Origin of the sequence: Streptomyces sp. NPDC053069 (assembly GCF_044546895.1) — a bacterium.
GTDB lineage: Bacteria > Actinomycetota > Actinomycetes > Streptomycetales > Streptomycetaceae > Streptomyces.
In genome coordinates this window covers 215,544-231,095 of sequence record NZ_JBITZN010000008.1, presented here as the reverse complement: position 1 = coordinate 231,095, position 15,552 = coordinate 215,544, and the positions used below count along the sequence as shown (strand labels likewise).

The window sequence follows — 15,552 nt, the reverse complement described above, 5'->3', positions numbered from 1 at the left end:
ATTCGCATTCCGCACTTTTCTGATGCCTACCGTCCTTTCTGCCGTGCGGACCGGCATCGGCGGGAGCGGTACCCGCTCCGCGCAGTCCGCTCCCGCCCCGGGCCGTACCGGCGCGGCCTTGATCAGGCGTCGACACTGTCCTTGGGAGGGCCTTGCACGTCGGCGCGTGCCGCCTCGACGGCGGCCTGCTTCCTGGAGGCCATCAGGCTGGTGATGGTGGTGACGACCAGGACAGCGCAGATCACTCCGAGCGAGAAGGGGATGCTGATCTCGGGGACATGGACGCCGGACTCGTGCAGGGCGTGCAGCACCAGCTTGACGCCGATGAAGCCCAGGATGATCGACAGGCCGTACGAGAGGTGGACCAGCTTCTTCAGCAGGCCACCGATGAGGAAGTACAGCTGCCGCAGCCCCATCAGGGCGAAGGCGTTGGCCGTGAAGACGATGTACGGGTCCTGGGTCAGGCCGAAGATCGCGGGGATGGAGTCCAGGGCGAACAGCACGTCCGTGGTGCCGATGGCGAGCATCACGACCAGCATCGGAGTCATGACCCGCTTGCCGTTCTGCCGGATCCACAGCTTGGTGCCGTGGTACCGGTCGGCCACGCCGAACTTGCGCTCCGCGGCCTTCAGCAGCCTGTTCTCCTCGTACTCCTCGTCCTCCTCGTCCGCACGGGCCTCCTGGACGAGCTTCCAGGCGGTCCAGATCAGAAAGGCGCCGAAGAGGAAGAACACCCAGGAGAAGCTGCCGATGATCGCGGCTCCCGCTGCGATGAAGACGGCCCGCAGGACCAGGGCTATGAGCACGCCGACAAGCAGGACGCGCTGCTGGTACTGAGCGGGCACCGCGAACTTCGCCATGATCAGGACGAAGACGAAGAGGTTGTCGACGCTCAGCGACTTCTCGGTGATGAATCCGGCGAAGAACTCGCCGGCCGGCTGTCCGCCGCCGAAGACGAGCAGACCGAGACCGAAGAGCCCGGCCAGGGCGATCCAGACGACGGTCCAGACACCGGCTTCCTTGATCGAGACCTCATGCGGCTTGCGCCCGATGAAGAAATCGATCCCGATCAGGGCGGCGAGACCCACGACGGTCAGGACCCACAGGGTCATGGAGACTTCCACTGCACCTCCGGCATTACGTAACGGCAAACACATCAGCGTCGTCGCTGCCGGAGGTCTCTTCCACCCGCGCCGGGCCGGCGCCCCGGGACCGGAACCGGTCCGTACTGACGGGTGCGCCGCAGTCAGGGAGTACTCCCCTCCGTACGGAAACGGTACCCAATCACCAAGGAAAGGTAAAGAGAAAGGGAAAATAAAGACCAAATAGCCTGGTCAGCAGTCCTTTACCTGTGCTTGGTCAGGTTCCTGGCCACCTCGGCGAGGACCTGGTGCACGATCTGGCTGCCGGCCGGCACCAGCGAGGGTTCGTAGGTCCAGGCGTGCCCGACCCAGGGGTCGGCGAGGTGATCGTCGGGCACGGGGGTGAGTCGCATCAGCGAACGCCACAGCGGATCGAGCAGGGGGCCGTAGGCCGCTGCGTCCTCGCGGTCCGCCACCAGCAGGAGGTGCACACCGACGTCGGGCCCCTCGTCGGCGAGATAGCGCAGCCGGGTCACGGCCCGGTCGTCGAAACCGTGCGGGAAGTCATTGACGATGAGCAGTTGTCGTGCGGTGTCGACATCGGCGGGCAGCGATTCGGGCGCGCCGCCGCGCACGGCCATCTGCACCAGGTCGACCCGCCGGGTGAGCTTCTCCAGCACCTCCCTCACCCCGGCCGCCCCGGTCGCGGGAGGCGCGGCGAGCACGCCGGTCCGGCTGAGCGGAGCGAACGCCGCTGCCCCGGCGCCGGCCGGGTCGATGACCTGCACGGCGAAGTCCCCCGCCGGATGCACGGCGAGCAGCCGCGCCGCGAGCGCCACCGCCGCCTCCATGGCCAGGTGCCGCAGCTGGACGGAGTCCGGGAAGCCGTCGGATGCCGCCGCCGACCCGCTGTCGAGCCACAGACCGCGCTCCAGCGGCAGTCTGACCAGCATGGGTATGCGCAGCGGCACGCTCTCGGGCAGATGCAGGTCGCCGAGGCGCAGGGCCATCGGTGGCTCGGTGGGCATGCGGTAGCCGTGCCAGACGGGGTTGTCCCAGCCTGCGTATGCGGGCGGCAGCGCGGGTTCGACCACCTCGGACTCGGCGGTCAGCTGGGCGAGATCTCGGTCGAGGACCGCGCGTGCCTGTGCCACCAGCTGCGTCCGGCGGGCGTGGGCCGCCTCACGCGCGGTCTCTCCCGCGGTGCCGAGCCGCCCACGGGGTTCGGTGAGGGCCTGGTCGAGTTCCTTCTCCAGGCGGGAGTCGGCGAACTCTACGGCGCTGCGGTACGCGGCGGTCGTGCGCGCCAGGTCCTCGAACATGCCCCAGACCTGGTTGTACAGCCGCTCCTCCATCGACCAGCCCACGGCGTCACCCGCGACGGGCGGCGCGGGCCGGCCGTCGGTGTCCGCAGCTGCCGGAGGCGGTGTGGCGTGCGGGCGGCGGCCGGGGTGCGTGTAGTCGACCCGGGCGCCGGTATCGCGCGGGCCGGTGCCGGAGGCCTGGGCGTCGTACGGGTTCCGTGCGGGATACGAGGGCGTCGGCTCCGCCGTACCGGGGGCGGGAGCGTGCGGGGGCTCCGGCGCACGGGTGTCGTACGGCGCGGAAGCCGACGTGTCCCGGGCCGCGGCGGAGGCGTCGTGCGGGACCGTCGCGGAGGTGTCCTGCGGTGCGCGGGCGGCGGTTTCGCGGCCCGAGGTGTCCTGCGGCGCCGGTGCGGTGGAGGGGGTCGGCAGTGCGCGGGACGGGCCGTGGGCCGCCGACTCATGGACTGCGGCCGCGAGGTCGGCGGCCTCGCACAGCCCCTGGTCGGCGAGGAGTGCCGTGAGCCCGGCCGCGTGGCCCTGGCCCACCGCGCGCACTTTCCAGGCGCCCTGTCTGCGGTACAGCTCCAGGGCGAGGACGGCCGTCTCGCTGTCCAGGCCGGTGAGGGTGTAGGAGGCGAGTTCGGTGCCGTCGAGGCCCTCGACCACGGTGTGGGGGGCGGCGACGGCACCGAACCGCGGCGGCGCTCCGGCTCCTGTGGGCAGGGCGAGGAAGACGTCGACGCGGTGCGCGGCCTCGGGCAGGGCGTCCAGGTCGACGGCCAGCCGGTGTTCCGTGGCGCACTGCCGGGACACCTCGATGCCGGGCAGAGCGGGCGCGCCGGGATGGGCCACCCACTGGGTGCCGTGCACCGTGCCGTTCTCGTCGCCGAGCATGGCCCCGGCCAGGACCGGTGCCCCGGCCGAGACCCGGATCGTCAGCCGGACGTGGGACAGCGGGTGGTTCTGTCCCCGCACCAGCTCGGCCGTCATCGCCGTCGCCCCCCTGTGTCGTTCTGTCGTGCGCCCTGCGCGTAGAGCGGCGGTCCTACAGGTGCGGCAGGATCGCCGGCATCAGGTCCTGGAACGTGCGGCCGTTGGTCGGGGTGCCGAGGGCCGTCATCGTCCAGCCCGAGCCCGCGCGGTGCACCTTCGCCATGATCTGGGCGGTGTAATTGCCGCCGCCGTCGAGCGTGTAGCGGGCGAGTTCCTGGCCGTTGGTCTCGTCCACGAGGCGGCAGAACGCGTTCTGCACCTCCTCGAAGGTCTGGCCCGTGAAGGAGTTCACGGTGAAGACGATCTGGTCGATGTGGACCGGGACGCGCTGCAGGTCCACGAGGATCGCCTCGTCGTCACCGCCCTGGCCGACGCCGCCGACGAGGTTGTCACCGGTGTGGCGGACGGAGCCGTCGTCGCTCACCAGGTGGCGGAAGAAGACGACGTCGACCGGCTGCTTCTCGGCGAAGAGGACGGCGGAGGCGTCGAGGTCGATCTCGCGGGTGCGGGAGCCGAACAGGCCGCGCCGTTTCGCCGCCTGCCAGCCGAGTCCCATACGGACCGCGGTCAGGGTGGCCCCGTCCTTCTTCTCCAGGCTGATGGCCTGACCCTTGCTCAAGTTGACGGACACCGCTGAATCCCCTCTCGATGGTCCCCTGTTGCCGCGCAGTGCGCGGTTGTCAAGAACCCTACGCATGTGCACCGACAGCGCCGAACCCCGGCCCGCGCTTTGTGTCGGTGTTGCAACACTTGGCGCATATGCCGAGGTCCGGCGGGGTGGCGGGGCTCAGGCGAGGCCGGCTTCCCGCATCTGGCGCAGTTCCTTCTTCATCTCCGAGACCTCGTCACGCAGCCGGGCCGCGATCTCGAACTGCAGCTCCGCGGCGGCGGCGCGCATGCGCTCGGTCATCTCCTCGATCTGCTCGGCGAGTTCGGCCGCCGGGCGGTCCGTGGGCACTGTGACCGCGGCTTTGCCCTTGGCGGCCTTGCCGGCCTTTGCGCCCTTGGCGGTCTTGTCTCCGAGTGACGGGACGGGTGCCTTGGCGCCCTTGCCGTCCTTGGACTTGCGGTAGCCGGAGCCGAGGAGCTGCTCGGTGTCGACCTCTTCGCGGGCGATCTGCGCGACGATGTCGTTGATCTTCTTGCGCAGCGGCTGCGGGTCGATGCCGTTGGCCTTGTTGTAGGCGACCTGCTTCTCCCGGCGGCGGTTCGTCTCGTCGATGGCCTTCTCCATCGCCGGGGTGATCTTGTCGGCATACATATGGACCTGGCCGGAGACATTGCGCGCCGCGCGGCCGATGGTCTGGATCAGCGAGGTGCCCGAGCGCAGGAAGCCTTCCTTGTCGGCGTCCAGGATCGCCACCAAGGACACCTCGGGCAGGTCGAGCCCCTCACGCAGGAGGTTGATGCCGACCAGGACGTCGTACTCACCGGAGCGCAGCTCGCGCAGCAGCTCGACGCGGCGCAGGGTGTCGACGTCGCTGTGCAGATAGCGCACCTGGATGCCGAGCTCCAGGAAGTAGTCGGTGAGGTCCTCGGCCATCTTCTTGGTGAGGGTGGTGACGAGGACGCGCTCGTCCTTCTCGGTGCGCTTGCGGATCTCGTGCACCAGGTCGTCGATCTGGCCCTCGGTGGGCTTGACCACGACCTCCGGGTCGACCAGGCCGGTCGGGCGGATGATCTGCTCCACGACACCGTCCGAGCGGGACAGCTCGTAGGTGCCCGGAGTGGCCGACAGGTAGACGGTCTGGCCGATGCGCTCCTGGAACTCCTCCCATTTCAGGGGGCGGTTGTCCAGCGCGGAGGGCAGGCGGAAGCCGTGGTCCACGAGCGTGCGCTTACGGGAGGCGTCGCCCTCGTACATGGCGCCGATCTGCGGGACGGTGACGTGCGACTCGTCGATGACGAGCAGGAAGTCGTCCGGGAAGTAGTCCAGCAGGGTGTTGGGCGGGGAGCCGGGCAAGCGGCCGTCGAAGTGCATCGAGTAGTTCTCCACGCCGGAGCAGGTGCCGATCTGGCGGAGCATCTCGATGTCGTACGTGGTGCGCATCCGAAGGCGCTGGGCCTCCAGGAGCTTGCCCTGTTTCTCCAGCTCGGCGAGGCGCTCCCCCAGCTCCTTCTCGATGTCGTTCACGGCCCGCTCCATGCGCTCGGGGCCGGCGACGTAGTGGGAGGCGGGGAAGACGTACAGCTGCTGGTCGTCGCTGATGATCTCGCCGGTGAGCGGGTGCAGCGTGGACAGCGCCTCGATCTCGTCGCCGAACATCTCGATGCGGACGGCCAGCTCCTCGTAGACCGGGAAGATCTCGATGGTGTCGCCGCGGACCCGGAAGGTGCCACGGCTGAAGGCCATGTCGTTGCGCGTGTACTGGATGTCGACGAAGCGGCGCAGCAGCTCGTCGCGGTCGATCTCGTCGCCGACTCTCAGGGGGACCATCCGGTCCACGTACTCCTGCGGAGTACCGAGGCCGTAGATGCAGGACACCGAGGCGACCACGACGACGTCGCGGCGGGTGAGCAGCGAGTTCGTCGCCGAGTGGCGCAGCCGCTCGACCTCCTCGTTGATCGAGGAGTCCTTCTCGATGTAGGTGTCCGACTGCGGGACGTAGGCCTCGGGCTGGTAGTAGTCGTAGTACGAGACGAAGTATTCGACCGCGTTGTTCGGCAGCAGCTCGCGGAACTCGTTGGCCAGCTGGGCGGCCAGCGTCTTGTTCGGTGCCATCACGAGCGTGGGGCGCTGGAGCTTCTCGATCATCCACGCCGTGGTGGCGGACTTGCCGGTGCCGGTCGCGCCGAGCAGGACGACGTCCTTCTCACCGGCCTCGATGCGCCTGGCCAGGTCGGCGATGGCCGTCGGCTGGTCGCCGCTGGGCTGGTAGGGGCTGACGACCTCGAAGGGCGCCACCGTGCGTTCGATGTGGGAAACGGGCCGCATGTCATCCACCGTACGACCCCGCACTGACAACAGGTCCGGATCAGCGGTTCTGCGGGGTCCGCGAGACGTGGTGCGCGGGGCGGCGCTCCTCCTGGAGGGCGGCACGGCGGTCCGGGTGGGAGGCTACGGCGGCGGCCGGGACACCCGGTTTGTGTTCGATGGGCCTGGGCACGGGCCGGCCCATGACCATCAGCGGGTCGAAGATCACCACGACGCCCGCGAGGAGCAGGAAGGCGAGCGGACCGATCAGCATCGGTGCGAGCACGGACGGCTCCGGCGCACCTCCGGCGGTGTGGGTCAGGCCGTCGAGATGGACGCCGAGGGCGGCCATGCCGGTGTAGTGCATCCCGCTGACCGCGAGCCCCATGACGAGGCTCGCCCCCACGCTCCACAGGAAGCCCCGGACGCGCCCGGCGGCCCACAGGGCTGCGGTGGCGGCCACGACCGCTATGACCACGGAGGCGGCGACGGTGAGTGTGTTGTAGGTGAAGCGCCCGTGGAAGCGCACGCCCGCCATGCCGAGATAGTGCATGGAGGCGACGCCCAGGCCGGTGATCGTGCCGCCGGTGAACAGGGGCGTGCCGGTGGCGCCCCGGTAACCGACGATGAAGATCCCGACCCCGACCATGACGACAGCGAGGCCGAGGCTCGCGTAGGTGATCGACTTGTCGTAGTGAATCGGCGTCTCCTTGATGGCGAAGCCCATCATGGCGACGAAGTGCATGGTCCAGATGCCGGAGCCGATCGCGGCGGAGCCGAGGGCCAGCCAGGCGGGCCGCCAGGAGTGCGTGACCAGCAGGGACCGGGTGGTGCAGCGCAGGCCGAGGGCGCCGCCGAGGCAGGCCATCAGATAGGCCACCAACGGGGTGACGGCCCCGTAGCTGAATCCGTCGACCGTGCCTTGCATCCGCGGCTGCCCTTCCGCCCTCTTGCGTCCCGGAATCACCGATTTGCTCCCCCGGCCCAGGACCGCGTCGGCGGTCAGGGTTGTCGCAGAGAGTATGACCCCCACCAGAATGGTCGAACGATTTTCCGGCAAAGAAACACGGCCTTGCCTCACTTGTGCGGTACCGGTGAGCGGACCTGGACATCTCCATTCGGTGTGTGGCCATCGTGCGCCGGGTACTGGTGACCGTCTGCTGTCACTCTGGTTGCTGTCGGTATTCGCTCGACGCGAGGAGTCTGTATGTATGCGCGCGTACTTGCCACCGCGGCCGCCACCGTCCTGGGGACGGCGGTCCTGCCGAGCCCCACCCCCGACACCCGGGCCGGCGACACCGGCGTGCCCGCGGTGATCGCCCACCGGGGTGCCTCCGCCTATGCTCCCGAGAACACGCTGGCCTCGATCGACAAGGCCGCGAAGCTGGGCTTCTCCTGGGTCGAGAACGACGTTCAGCGCACCAAGGACGGCGAGCTGGTCGTCATCCACGACGACAGTCTGCAGCGCACCACGAACGTCGAGCAGGCCTTCCCCGGCCGGGCCCCGTGGAAGGTGAAGGACTTCACCGCCGCCGAGATCGCCCGGCTGGACGCGGGCAGCTGGTACTCCCCGGCGTACGCGGGCACGCGCGTGCCGACTCTGAAGCAGTACATGTGCCGGGTCGAACACAACCACGAGAAACTGCTCCTGGAGATCAAGAACCCGGAGCTGTACCCGGGCATCGAGCAGCAGACGCTGAAGCTTCTGGGCAACGAGGGCTGGCTGGACCACAAGCACCTCGGGCGGTTGATCGTGCAGAGCTTCAGCGCGGACAGCATCCGGACCGTGCACCAGCTGAAGCCCGCGATCACCACGGCCTACCTCGGGTCGCCCACCGTGGCGCAACTGCGCCAGTACGCGCCCTACGCGGATCTCATCAATCCCTCGTACGAGTCGCTCTCCCCGGCGTACGTCTCCGCCGTGCACGCCGTCGACGGACCGCACGACAAGCCGCTGCGGGTGTTCGCCTGGACGGTGAACGACGCGGCCACCGCCCGCCGGGTCGCGGGCTACGGCGTCGACGGGATCATCAGCAACAAGCCCGACGTGGTGCGGGCGGCGCTGGACCCGCACTGAGCGGGACGGGCGTTGTCAGTGGCGGGTCGTACCGTGGGCGCATGGACAGCGATGGGCAGGATGAGCAGCGGGTGGCGTGGGCCGTGGTGGTCACGGACATCGGTCCGCTGATGCTGGCGGCGACCCGTGACGGCCTGGTCAACGTGGTCTTCCACGCCACGGACGCGGTGCGCGACCGCGCCCTGGAGCGGCTTGCGGCCCGGCTGGGCGGCACTCCCGTGGAGGATCCGGACTCGCCGCTGCTGGCCGAGGCGATACGCCAGCTGCGGGCCTATTTCGCGGGCGAGCGGCACGGCTTCGACCTGCCGCTGGACTGGTCGCTGAGCTCCGGGTTCAACCGGCAGGTGCTGCGCGAGCTGGCGTCCGGCGTGCCCTACGGCACGGTGGTGGGGTACGGCGATCTCGCCGGGCGGGTCGGGCAGCCCGGCGGGGCGCAGGCGGTCGGCATGGCGATGGGCGCCAATCCGCTGCCGGTGGTCGTGCCGTGCCACCGGGTCGTGGAGAGCGACGGTGGCATCGGCGGCTTCGGGAGCGGGCTGGAGACCAAGCGCAGGCTGCTCGCCCTCGAGGGCGTGCTGCCCGAGCCGCTGTTCTGACCGGGCCCGGCTAGTCGTCGTAGTGCCGGGCCTCGAAGACGTTGCCGTCGGGGTCCCGGAAGTAGAAGTTGCGCGGCGCCCTGCCACGGGCGCCGAAGGAGTCGCGGCCCATGTCGCTCATGGGTACGCCGTGCTCCTCCAGCCGGGCGCGCAGGGCGTCGAAGGCGTCGGCGGGCAGGGACAGGCAGATGTGGTTGACCGGGTGACCGGCGGCATCCGCGGCGCCGGGCAGCATGTTCATGCGCTCGGCGGAGGTGAGCGGGACGAGGTCCAGGATGGTCTCCTCGTTGACCCGCACGGAGGGGAACGCCGTCTTTCCGTCGGCGTACTCGGCGACTCTCACGGGTTCCAGGCCGACGGCATTCTGGTAGAAGCCGGTCGCGGCGACCGGATCGGTCACCCACAGGACGACGTGGTCAAGACGCGTGCTGTTCTTCCTCATGCGGCCCAGGCTGGTGGCGTCCCCCACAGGCCGCAAGCGTTTAGCGACGGCCGGCACCCGCCAGAGATGGGGAAAGGACCGACGGACAGGAGGCGGTGCGCGTGGTTGTGGTGGTGTCGCAAGAGGTCCGGGAAGCGATCGACGCACGGCGGCCGGTGGTGGCCCTGGAGTCCACGATCATCGCGCACGGCCTGCCCCGCCCGCGGAACCTGCAGGTGGCGCTGGAGCTGGAGGACGCGGTACGGCAGGAGGGCGCCGTACCGGCGACCATCGCCGTGCTCGACGGCCGCCCCCGGGTCGGCCTGGACAAGGAGCAGCTGGAGCGGGTCGCGAACGAGGACGGCATCCGCAAGCTGGGCCACCGGGACCTGCCGCTCGCCGTGGCGGCGGGTGCGAGCGGGGCGACCACGGTGTCGGCGACGGCGCAGCTGGCCGCGCTCGCCGGCATCCGGGTGTTCGCCACCGGCGGGCTGGGCGGTGTGCACCGGGAGTGGACGGTGACCCAGGACGAGTCGGCCGACCTGGGTCTGCTGGCACGCACCAGGATCACGGTGGTCTGCGCGGGTGTGAAATCGATCCTGGACGTGCCGGCGACCCTGCAGCGGCTGGAGACGCTGGGCGTGGCCGTCGCGGGGTACGGCACGGACCGGTTTCCCGGCTTCTATCTCTCGGACTCGGGGCATCCGGTCGACTGGACGCTGGAGACTCCGGAGCAGGTCGCGGACGTCATGCGGGCCCAGGACGCGCTCGACGCGCCGAAGTCGGCGCTGATCGTCGCCAATCCGGTCCCCGAGGAGGAGCAGCTCGATCCGGAGCTGCACGCGCGTGTGCTCGCCGACGCGCTGCACGCCTGCGCGGAGCGGGGCCTCACCGGACAGGCGGTCACGCCGTTCCTGCTGGACTACCTGGTCCGGCACACCGACGGCGCCTCCCTGAGCGCCAATCTGGCGGCCGTGCGCGGCAACGTACGGCTGGCGGCGCGGATCGCCACGGCGTGGACCGGGGCATGACCGCGGACGGGGCCCTGCTGGTCGTCGGAGACGTGGTCACGGATGTGGTCGCCCGGCACCGGGGCCCGCTCGCGGCCGGCACCGACACGGCCGCCGCGATCCGTACGGTGCCGGGCGGCGCGGGCGCGAACGTGGCCTGCTGGGCCGCGTACGCGGGCTGTGCGGATGTACGGCTGCTCGGGCGGGTCGGCGCGGACGCTGCCGCGTGGCACGAGCGAGAGCTGGTCGCGGCAGGAGTGCGGCCCCGGCTGGTGGTCGATCCGACGGCGCCGACGGGGACGGTGATCTGCCTCGTCGACACGGGTGCGGCGGCGGAGCGTACGTTCCTCACGGACAGCGGGGCGTCTTTGCGGCTCGAACCCGCCGACTGGTCGGACGCGTTGCTCGACGGTGTCACCCGGCTGCATCTCTCGGGCTATCTGCTGTTCACGGAACCGAGCCGGGAACTCGCCCGGACGGCGCTCGCGGCGGCACGCGCGCGTGGTGTGCCGGTCAGCCTGGATCCGGCTTCGGCGGGCTTCCTGGTGCGCCTGGGCGTGGATCGCTTCCTGGCGTTCGCGGAGGGCCTGGACGTGTTGCTGCCCAGCCGGGACGAGGCGTGTCTGCTGACGGGGCTGCCGGATCCGGCGGACGCGGCGGTCAAGCTGAGCCGTCTCGTTCCGCTGGTGGTGGCCAAGGTGGGGACGGCCGGCGCGCTGGTGGCCCGTTCCGGCAGCGCACCGGCCAGGATCGCGGCGACGCCGGCGGTCCCCCGGGACACCACGGGCGCCGGTGATGCCTTCACCGGCGCGTTCCTCGCCGCCGTGCTCGCGGGCGCGGCACCGGAGGAGGCGGCGGCGCGGGGCTGCCGGGCGGGCGCGGAGGCGGTGGAACGGGTGGGAGGCAGACCACCGGGCACGGGGGGCGACGGCCGGCACGACGGCAGGCCGGGGTGCGAGGCACACCGCCGTGTGCGGGACACGGTGGCCGGCCATCCCGAGGGGCGGACCCGTCGCGCCAAGGAGTGACGGCTGTCACCTGCCGGTGCCATGGGGACCAGCGCCATGGGGACACGGGCAGCGGTGGCTCGACCCTGTGCGGCACCGCGAGGCGTGGGCAGAGCGGTTGAAGCCGCGCGGCTGCTCTTGCGCGCCGTCGGTCCGGGCCTTCGTCCCCCACGCCGAGATCATCGGTGCGGTGACCAGGTCCATGCCGCCGGCCTCGGCGTTGGCCAGATGCCGGTCGACGTCCTCCTAGGTGGCAAGCCCAGCGGCGACGAGGCTGCCGCGGATCTGACGGACCGTCGCGGCCTCGAGGGCGGTGCAGGCGGGCGATGCCATCGGGAAGAACGCATCGGCCTCGACGCCGCTCAGGCCGGCTTCACGCAGCAGACGCGGGAGTTTACGGCCGTACGCCAGATCCGCGCCGCGTTCGGCGAGCAGCTTGCGGAAGCCCTGGCGCAGCCGGTTCGCCGGCTTCTGCTCGGGGCCGTACTCGTCGGGACAGGTCAAAGGCTGGAGAGCGGGGTCTGCGTCCTCGACCAGCAGCCGCCCGCCGGGCCGCAGGGCCTGGATCACGGACCGCAACGCCCTCTCCCGGTCCGGGACATGGACGAGGACGAGCCGCGCATGGACCAGGTCGAAGCCGGCGCCCGGTGGTTCCTGCGCGCCGACGTCGTGGACGCGTACCTCCACCGGCGGGCGGGCAGCGGCAGCGAGCCGCGAGGTGTCGATGTCGGTCGCGACGACCTTGCCGGTGGAGCCCACCTTCTCGGCGAGCCAGGACACCACTGAGGTACCGCCGGCTCCGACTTCCCAGCAGCGCCAGCCGGGTCCGACGCCGAACGCCTCGATGTGCCGGAACGTCGTGGGATCGAAGAGGGCGGCGAAGGCGTCGAAGCGCCGTGCCGCCTCGTTCTGCCGGTTGTCCAGGAGGTATCCGTCGGATGGCGTCATGCCACGATCATCCCGGTCACCCGGCTTGTCCGGACCGGCCGGCGGTTGCGTCCACAGGCGGGAACCAAGCGGAACGCTCGATTCCCACACGCTTACCCGCGCTTTGCCCTCGGCTGGCAGACTTGCCGGGCAAGGCGCGGAAGCGTTGCGCGAGGGAGATCCAAGCGAGGAGATCCAGATGTCCATGGCGGGGAATCTGCGGAAGGTCACAGGGTTGGGCGGGGTAGGCGGGCTGCGCAGGATGGCGCGGCTGGCCCGGCGGCGCCCTCGTGTGGACCTGAGTCATCCCGCCAGGTCGCCGCTGGGCTCGTCGGTGGTGAACTGCGTGACGTATCAGGACGGCGTGCGCGTGCCGCAGTGCACGGACCTGGTGGATGCCGTGCGGATGGTGCGCAAGACAGGCGAGGGGTTCGTCTGGCTCGGGCTGCACGAGCCGACGGACCGTGAGTTCGCCGGCATCGCCGAACTGTTCGACCTGCATCCGCTGGCGGTGGAGGACGCGGTCGAGGCTCATCAGCGCCCGAAGCTGGAGCACTACGGGAACACGCTCTTCGCGGTGTTCAAGACCGTCTGCTATGTGGAGCACGAACAGCTGACGGCGACCAGCGAAGTGGTGGACACCGGAGAGATCATGGTGTTCGTCGGCGAGGACTTCGTCATCACGGTGAGGCACGGCCGGCACGGCTCACTGGGGCCGTTGCGCGAGGAGCTGGAGGCCCATCCGCATCAGCTCGCCAAGGGGCCGGCGGCGGTGCTGCACGCCATCGCGGACCATGTCGTCGACGACTACCTGAACGTCACCGACGCGGTCCAGGCCGACATCGACCAGGTCGAGACGGACGTGTTCTCGGAGAACGGCGCGCGCGTCGACCCCGGCCGCATCTACCAGATGAAGCGTGAACTGCTGGAGCTGAAGCGGGCGGTGGTGCCGCTGGCCCGACCGGTGGAGGACCTGGCCACCCGGCCGATACGGGTGGTCGCCCCGGAGATACAGGCCTACTTCCGGGATGTGTTCGACCATCTGATCCGGGCCAAGGAACAGATCGCCGCGTTCGACGAACTGCTCAACTCGATCCTGCAGGCCCACCTGGCGCAGGTGACCGTCGCACAGAACGAGGACATGCGGAAGATCACGGCCTGGGCCGCGGTGATCGCCGTACCGACCATGGTGTGCGGGGTGTACGGCATGAATTTCGACCACATGCCAGAGCTGCACTGGACGTTCGGCTATCCGCTGGTCATGGCCGTCATGGCAGGGGCGTGTCTGGTGCTGTACCGGGGCTTTCGGCGCAACGGCTGGCTCTGAGCCGCGGGGCCTGCGGCGGCCCGTCCTGATCAGCCGCTCCAGGCGGGATGGCGTGGGTCGTCGGCGCGCACCAGGACGTCCGCCGTGCCGGCCGGGTCGGTCTCGGACTCGTAGCGCTCGAAGGCGGGGAGCGTCCAGTGGTCGGCCTCGGGGGTGCGGCGGCGCAGGGCGCCCGGCGAGAGAAGGAGGTGCACGGTGAGGTCGAACGGGAACCAGTGACGCAGCAGAAGGGGGCCGTGGAGCAACAGGATCCCACGGGGCGGGAGTTGGACATAGGGGCTGCGGGTGGCCCGGTCGGTGGCCGGATCCCACAGGTCGGGCAGGACGCGTCCGTTGCCTCCGGGGTCCAGCGGGCCGAAGACCTCGCGCCACAGGGCGCCGGTGTCGAACCATCCGCCGTAGTACGACTCCGCGTCCCGCCGCCCGTGTTCCAGGCGCAGGGAGGCGGGTCGCAGGAAGCCCTCGGCGCCGACCACGAGCGAGGGCCGGCCGCGCACCCGCAGCGCCTCTCCGACCCGCTCGGCGAGGTCGCCGGGCCGGGCTGCCGGGGCCCCGTCGAAGCCAACGCGCGGCCAGGCGCTTCCGTCGGCCGGCTCAAGGCCGGCCAGCCGGTCGGCGAGCAGCTCGGCGAGCCGGTCCCAGGTGATCGCTTCGAGTCGCACGGGGTCAATGATGCCGGGTGGTGGGGAGGTGGTGCGGTGCGGATGCCTGCCAGGGAGCGGGAGGCGCCTGCGGGCGGGAGGCCCGGCCGGCGGAGGGCGAGGTGAGGGCGCCTGTCAGTGGCGGGTGGTGAATGGGCCGGGAGATGGGTCTCGTGGGTCTCGCTCCAGGTACGGGCCGCGTCGAGGAGGGGGATCAGAGCGCGGCCGAGCGGGGTGAGGGCGTACTCGACCCGGGGTGGGTTCTCGTCGTGGGCGGTGCGGGTGACCAAGCCGTCGCGCTCCATCGCGCGCAGGGTCTCGCTGAGGACCTTGGTGGACGAGATCCAGACGCCGTTGCGGCACCGTACACGGGTGTCGGTGTTCAACTTCCGGAACGGGGAGGAGGGCGGCACGCGGAAGGAAGAGCAGGAGCGGAAGAAGTAGAAGCATTAGAAGGAGTGGGGAGGGCAGGGGACGCGCGGGCGGGGACGGGGAAAGGACCGTGTATGGCGCTTCCCTCAAGTCCCCACTCCCCCGGTCGGCTTGTCGTCGTCCAGGCGCTGAAGCCCAAGCGGTGTGCCGCTTGCCGGCGCGGGCCGCTGTCGCTGCTCGTGCTGGAGGACGGGGCGCCGCGCTGCCTGCACTGCGCGGACCTCGGGCACCTGGTGTTCCTGCCGCGCGGGGACACCGCGCTGACCCGCAGGTCGAGGGAGGAGAGCGGGCTGTCGGTCGTGGTGGTGCGGTTCAACCGGCGCAAGGGCCGTTATGAGCGGCAGGGCGTGCTCGTGGAGGAGGCGGCGCTGGCCCGGGCCGAGGCCCGCTGTCTGGTGGACGCGGAGGCGCGGCGCCGGCGGCGGGCGCGGGACGCGCGGCGCAGGGCGGCCGAGGACGAACGCTTCGCGGCGGCGTTCGCGGCCGAGATCCTCCGGCTGTTTCCCGGGTGCCCGGCCGACCGCGCGCGGGCCATCGCAGCGCACGCGTCCGCGCGGGGCAGCGGGCGCGTCGGGCGCAGCGCGGCCGGGCGGGCGTTGTCGGAGGGAGCGGTGATCTCGGCGGTCGTGGCGGCCGTACGGCATGTGGACACTCCGTACGACCAGCTGCTGATGCGGGGTGTCTCCCGGTACGAGGCACGGCGCCGGATCGCCCCGGCCGTGGAGAGCGTGCTGCGGGCCTGGCAGGACGCCGGGGCGGACGTGGGCTGAGGGCAAGCCCGCCGCGCTCTTCGCTCATGGACGCCCACTGGCCGTCCC

14 protein-coding genes and 2 pseudogenes are annotated in these 15,552 nt (G+C 70.8%); 7 read left to right on the top strand and 9 right to left on the bottom strand.

Annotated features, from left to right (window positions below):
• Positions 1–122: 122 nt before the first annotated feature.
• From ACIGXP_RS20640 to ACIGXP_RS20620, 5 genes are all read right to left on the bottom strand, one after another.
• Positions 123–1,112 (bottom strand): TerC family protein, encoded by a 990-nt coding sequence (locus tag ACIGXP_RS20640; RefSeq protein WP_399770176.1) that lies wholly within the window; start codon positions 1,110–1,112, stop codon positions 123–125.
• Positions 1,113–1,345: 233 nt separating this feature from the next.
• On the bottom strand, positions 1,346–3,379 hold the full coding sequence (locus ACIGXP_RS20635; protein WP_399770174.1) for a TerD family protein: 2,034 nt from the start codon (positions 3,377–3,379) through the stop codon (positions 1,346–1,348).
• A 55-nt stretch (positions 3,380–3,434) separates the two neighbouring features.
• On the bottom strand, positions 3,435–4,013 hold the full coding sequence (locus ACIGXP_RS20630; RefSeq protein ID WP_363213662.1) for a TerD family protein: 579 nt from the start codon (positions 4,011–4,013) through the stop codon (positions 3,435–3,437).
• A 156-nt stretch (positions 4,014–4,169) separates the two neighbouring features.
• Positions 4,170–6,317, bottom strand: coding sequence for an excinuclease ABC subunit UvrB (gene uvrB / locus ACIGXP_RS20625; protein ID WP_399770172.1), 2,148 nt, complete (start codon positions 6,315–6,317; stop codon positions 4,170–4,172).
• 40 nt (positions 6,318–6,357) lie between these two features.
• A complete protein-coding gene (locus ACIGXP_RS20620) occupies positions 6,358–7,224 on the bottom strand; it encodes an MHYT domain-containing protein (protein WP_363213660.1) in 867 nt (288 codons plus the stop codon).
• Between the two features lie 279 nt (positions 7,225–7,503).
• Between ACIGXP_RS20620 and ACIGXP_RS20615 the strand changes: the two genes are divergently transcribed.
• Both ACIGXP_RS20615 and ACIGXP_RS20610 read left to right on the top strand, forming a co-directional pair.
• The gene (locus tag ACIGXP_RS20615) at positions 7,504–8,373 is read left to right on the top strand and encodes a glycerophosphodiester phosphodiesterase (protein ID WP_399770169.1); all 870 of its coding nucleotides are present in this window, start codon (positions 7,504–7,506) and stop codon (positions 8,371–8,373) included.
• Positions 8,374–8,414: 41 nt separating this feature from the next.
• A complete protein-coding gene (locus tag ACIGXP_RS20610) occupies positions 8,415–8,969 on the top strand; it encodes a methylated-DNA--[protein]-cysteine S-methyltransferase (RefSeq protein WP_399770167.1) in 555 nt (184 codons plus the stop codon).
• 10 nt (positions 8,970–8,979) lie between these two features.
• Here ACIGXP_RS20610 and ACIGXP_RS20605 read toward each other — a convergent pair whose 3' ends face one another.
• Complete coding sequence (locus tag ACIGXP_RS20605; RefSeq protein WP_363213657.1) at positions 8,980–9,411, bottom strand: VOC family protein; 432 nt, start codon at positions 9,409–9,411, stop codon at positions 8,980–8,982.
• 101 nt (positions 9,412–9,512) lie between these two features.
• Here ACIGXP_RS20605 and ACIGXP_RS20600 point away from each other — a divergent pair, with 101 nt between their 5' ends.
• Together ACIGXP_RS20600 and ACIGXP_RS20595 are read left to right on the top strand one after the other, a co-directional pair.
• Complete coding sequence (locus tag ACIGXP_RS20600; protein ID WP_399770165.1) at positions 9,513–10,421, top strand: pseudouridine-5'-phosphate glycosidase; 909 nt, start codon at positions 9,513–9,515, stop codon at positions 10,419–10,421.
• Positions 10,418–11,428, top strand: coding sequence for a carbohydrate kinase family protein (locus tag ACIGXP_RS20595; RefSeq protein WP_399770163.1), 1,011 nt, complete (start codon positions 10,418–10,420; stop codon positions 11,426–11,428). Before ACIGXP_RS20600 ends, ACIGXP_RS20595 begins: the two co-directional genes overlap by 4 nt.
• A gap of 138 nt (positions 11,429–11,566) precedes the next feature.
• Here ACIGXP_RS20595 and ACIGXP_RS20590 read toward each other — a convergent pair.
• A pseudogene (locus ACIGXP_RS20590) lies at positions 11,567–12,355 on the bottom strand (methyltransferase); the annotation flags it as partial.
• Positions 12,356–12,533: 178 nt separating this feature from the next.
• Here ACIGXP_RS20590 and corA point away from each other — a divergent pair.
• Positions 12,534–13,661, top strand: coding sequence for a magnesium/cobalt transporter CorA (gene corA, locus ACIGXP_RS20585; RefSeq protein ID WP_363213654.1), 1,128 nt, complete (start codon positions 12,534–12,536; stop codon positions 13,659–13,661).
• Positions 13,662–13,690: 29 nt separating this feature from the next.
• On the opposite strand, the gene ACIGXP_RS20580 is transcribed toward corA, so the two are convergent.
• Together ACIGXP_RS20580 and ACIGXP_RS20575 are read right to left on the bottom strand one after the other, a co-directional pair.
• Complete coding sequence (locus ACIGXP_RS20580; RefSeq protein WP_363213653.1) at positions 13,691–14,323, bottom strand: uridine kinase; 633 nt, start codon at positions 14,321–14,323, stop codon at positions 13,691–13,693.
• A gap of 212 nt (positions 14,324–14,535) precedes the next feature.
• A pseudogene (locus ACIGXP_RS20575) lies at positions 14,536–14,607 on the bottom strand (winged helix-turn-helix transcriptional regulator); the annotation flags it as partial.
• On the opposite strand from ACIGXP_RS20575, the gene ACIGXP_RS20570 reads away from it, so the two are divergent.
• Positions 14,585–14,746, top strand: a complete 162-nt coding sequence (locus ACIGXP_RS20570; protein ID WP_399770161.1) for a hypothetical protein — start codon at positions 14,585–14,587, stop codon at positions 14,744–14,746. The pseudogene ACIGXP_RS20575 and the gene ACIGXP_RS20570 overlap by 23 nt on opposite strands.
• A 62-nt stretch (positions 14,747–14,808) precedes the next feature.
• Positions 14,809–15,504: a DUF2293 domain-containing protein gene (locus tag ACIGXP_RS20565; protein ID WP_399770159.1), complete on the top strand. Its 696-nt coding sequence runs from the start codon at positions 14,809–14,811 to the stop codon at positions 15,502–15,504.
• Positions 15,505–15,552: the final 48 nt, after the last annotated feature.

Bases quoted from the DNA above. Each gene is read 5' to 3' on its own strand.
- ACIGXP_RS20565 (WP_399770159.1), top strand. From the start codon at position 14,809: ATGGCGCTTCCCTCAAGTCCCCACTCCCCCGGTCGGCTTGTCGTCGTC.
- ACIGXP_RS20635 (WP_399770174.1), bottom strand. From the start codon at position 3,379: ATGACGGCCGAGCTGGTGCGGGGACAGAACCACCCGCTGTCCCACGTC.
- ACIGXP_RS20595 (WP_399770163.1), top strand. From the start codon at position 10,418: ATGACCGCGGACGGGGCCCTGCTGGTCGTCGGAGACGTGGTCACGGAT.
- ACIGXP_RS20620 (WP_363213660.1), bottom strand. From the start codon at position 7,224: ATGCAAGGCACGGTCGACGGATTCAGCTACGGGGCCGTCACCCCGTTG.
- ACIGXP_RS20610 (WP_399770167.1), top strand. From the start codon at position 8,415: ATGGACAGCGATGGGCAGGATGAGCAGCGGGTGGCGTGGGCCGTGGTG.
- ACIGXP_RS20615 (WP_399770169.1), top strand. From the start codon at position 7,504: ATGTATGCGCGCGTACTTGCCACCGCGGCCGCCACCGTCCTGGGGACG.
- ACIGXP_RS20640 (WP_399770176.1), bottom strand. From the start codon at position 1,112: ATGACCCTGTGGGTCCTGACCGTCGTGGGTCTCGCCGCCCTGATCGGG.
- uvrB (WP_399770172.1), bottom strand. From the start codon at position 6,317: ATGCGGCCCGTTTCCCACATCGAACGCACGGTGGCGCCCTTCGAGGTC.
- ACIGXP_RS20605 (WP_363213657.1), bottom strand. From the start codon at position 9,411: ATGAGGAAGAACAGCACGCGTCTTGACCACGTCGTCCTGTGGGTGACC.
- corA (WP_363213654.1), top strand. From the start codon at position 12,534: ATGTCCATGGCGGGGAATCTGCGGAAGGTCACAGGGTTGGGCGGGGTA.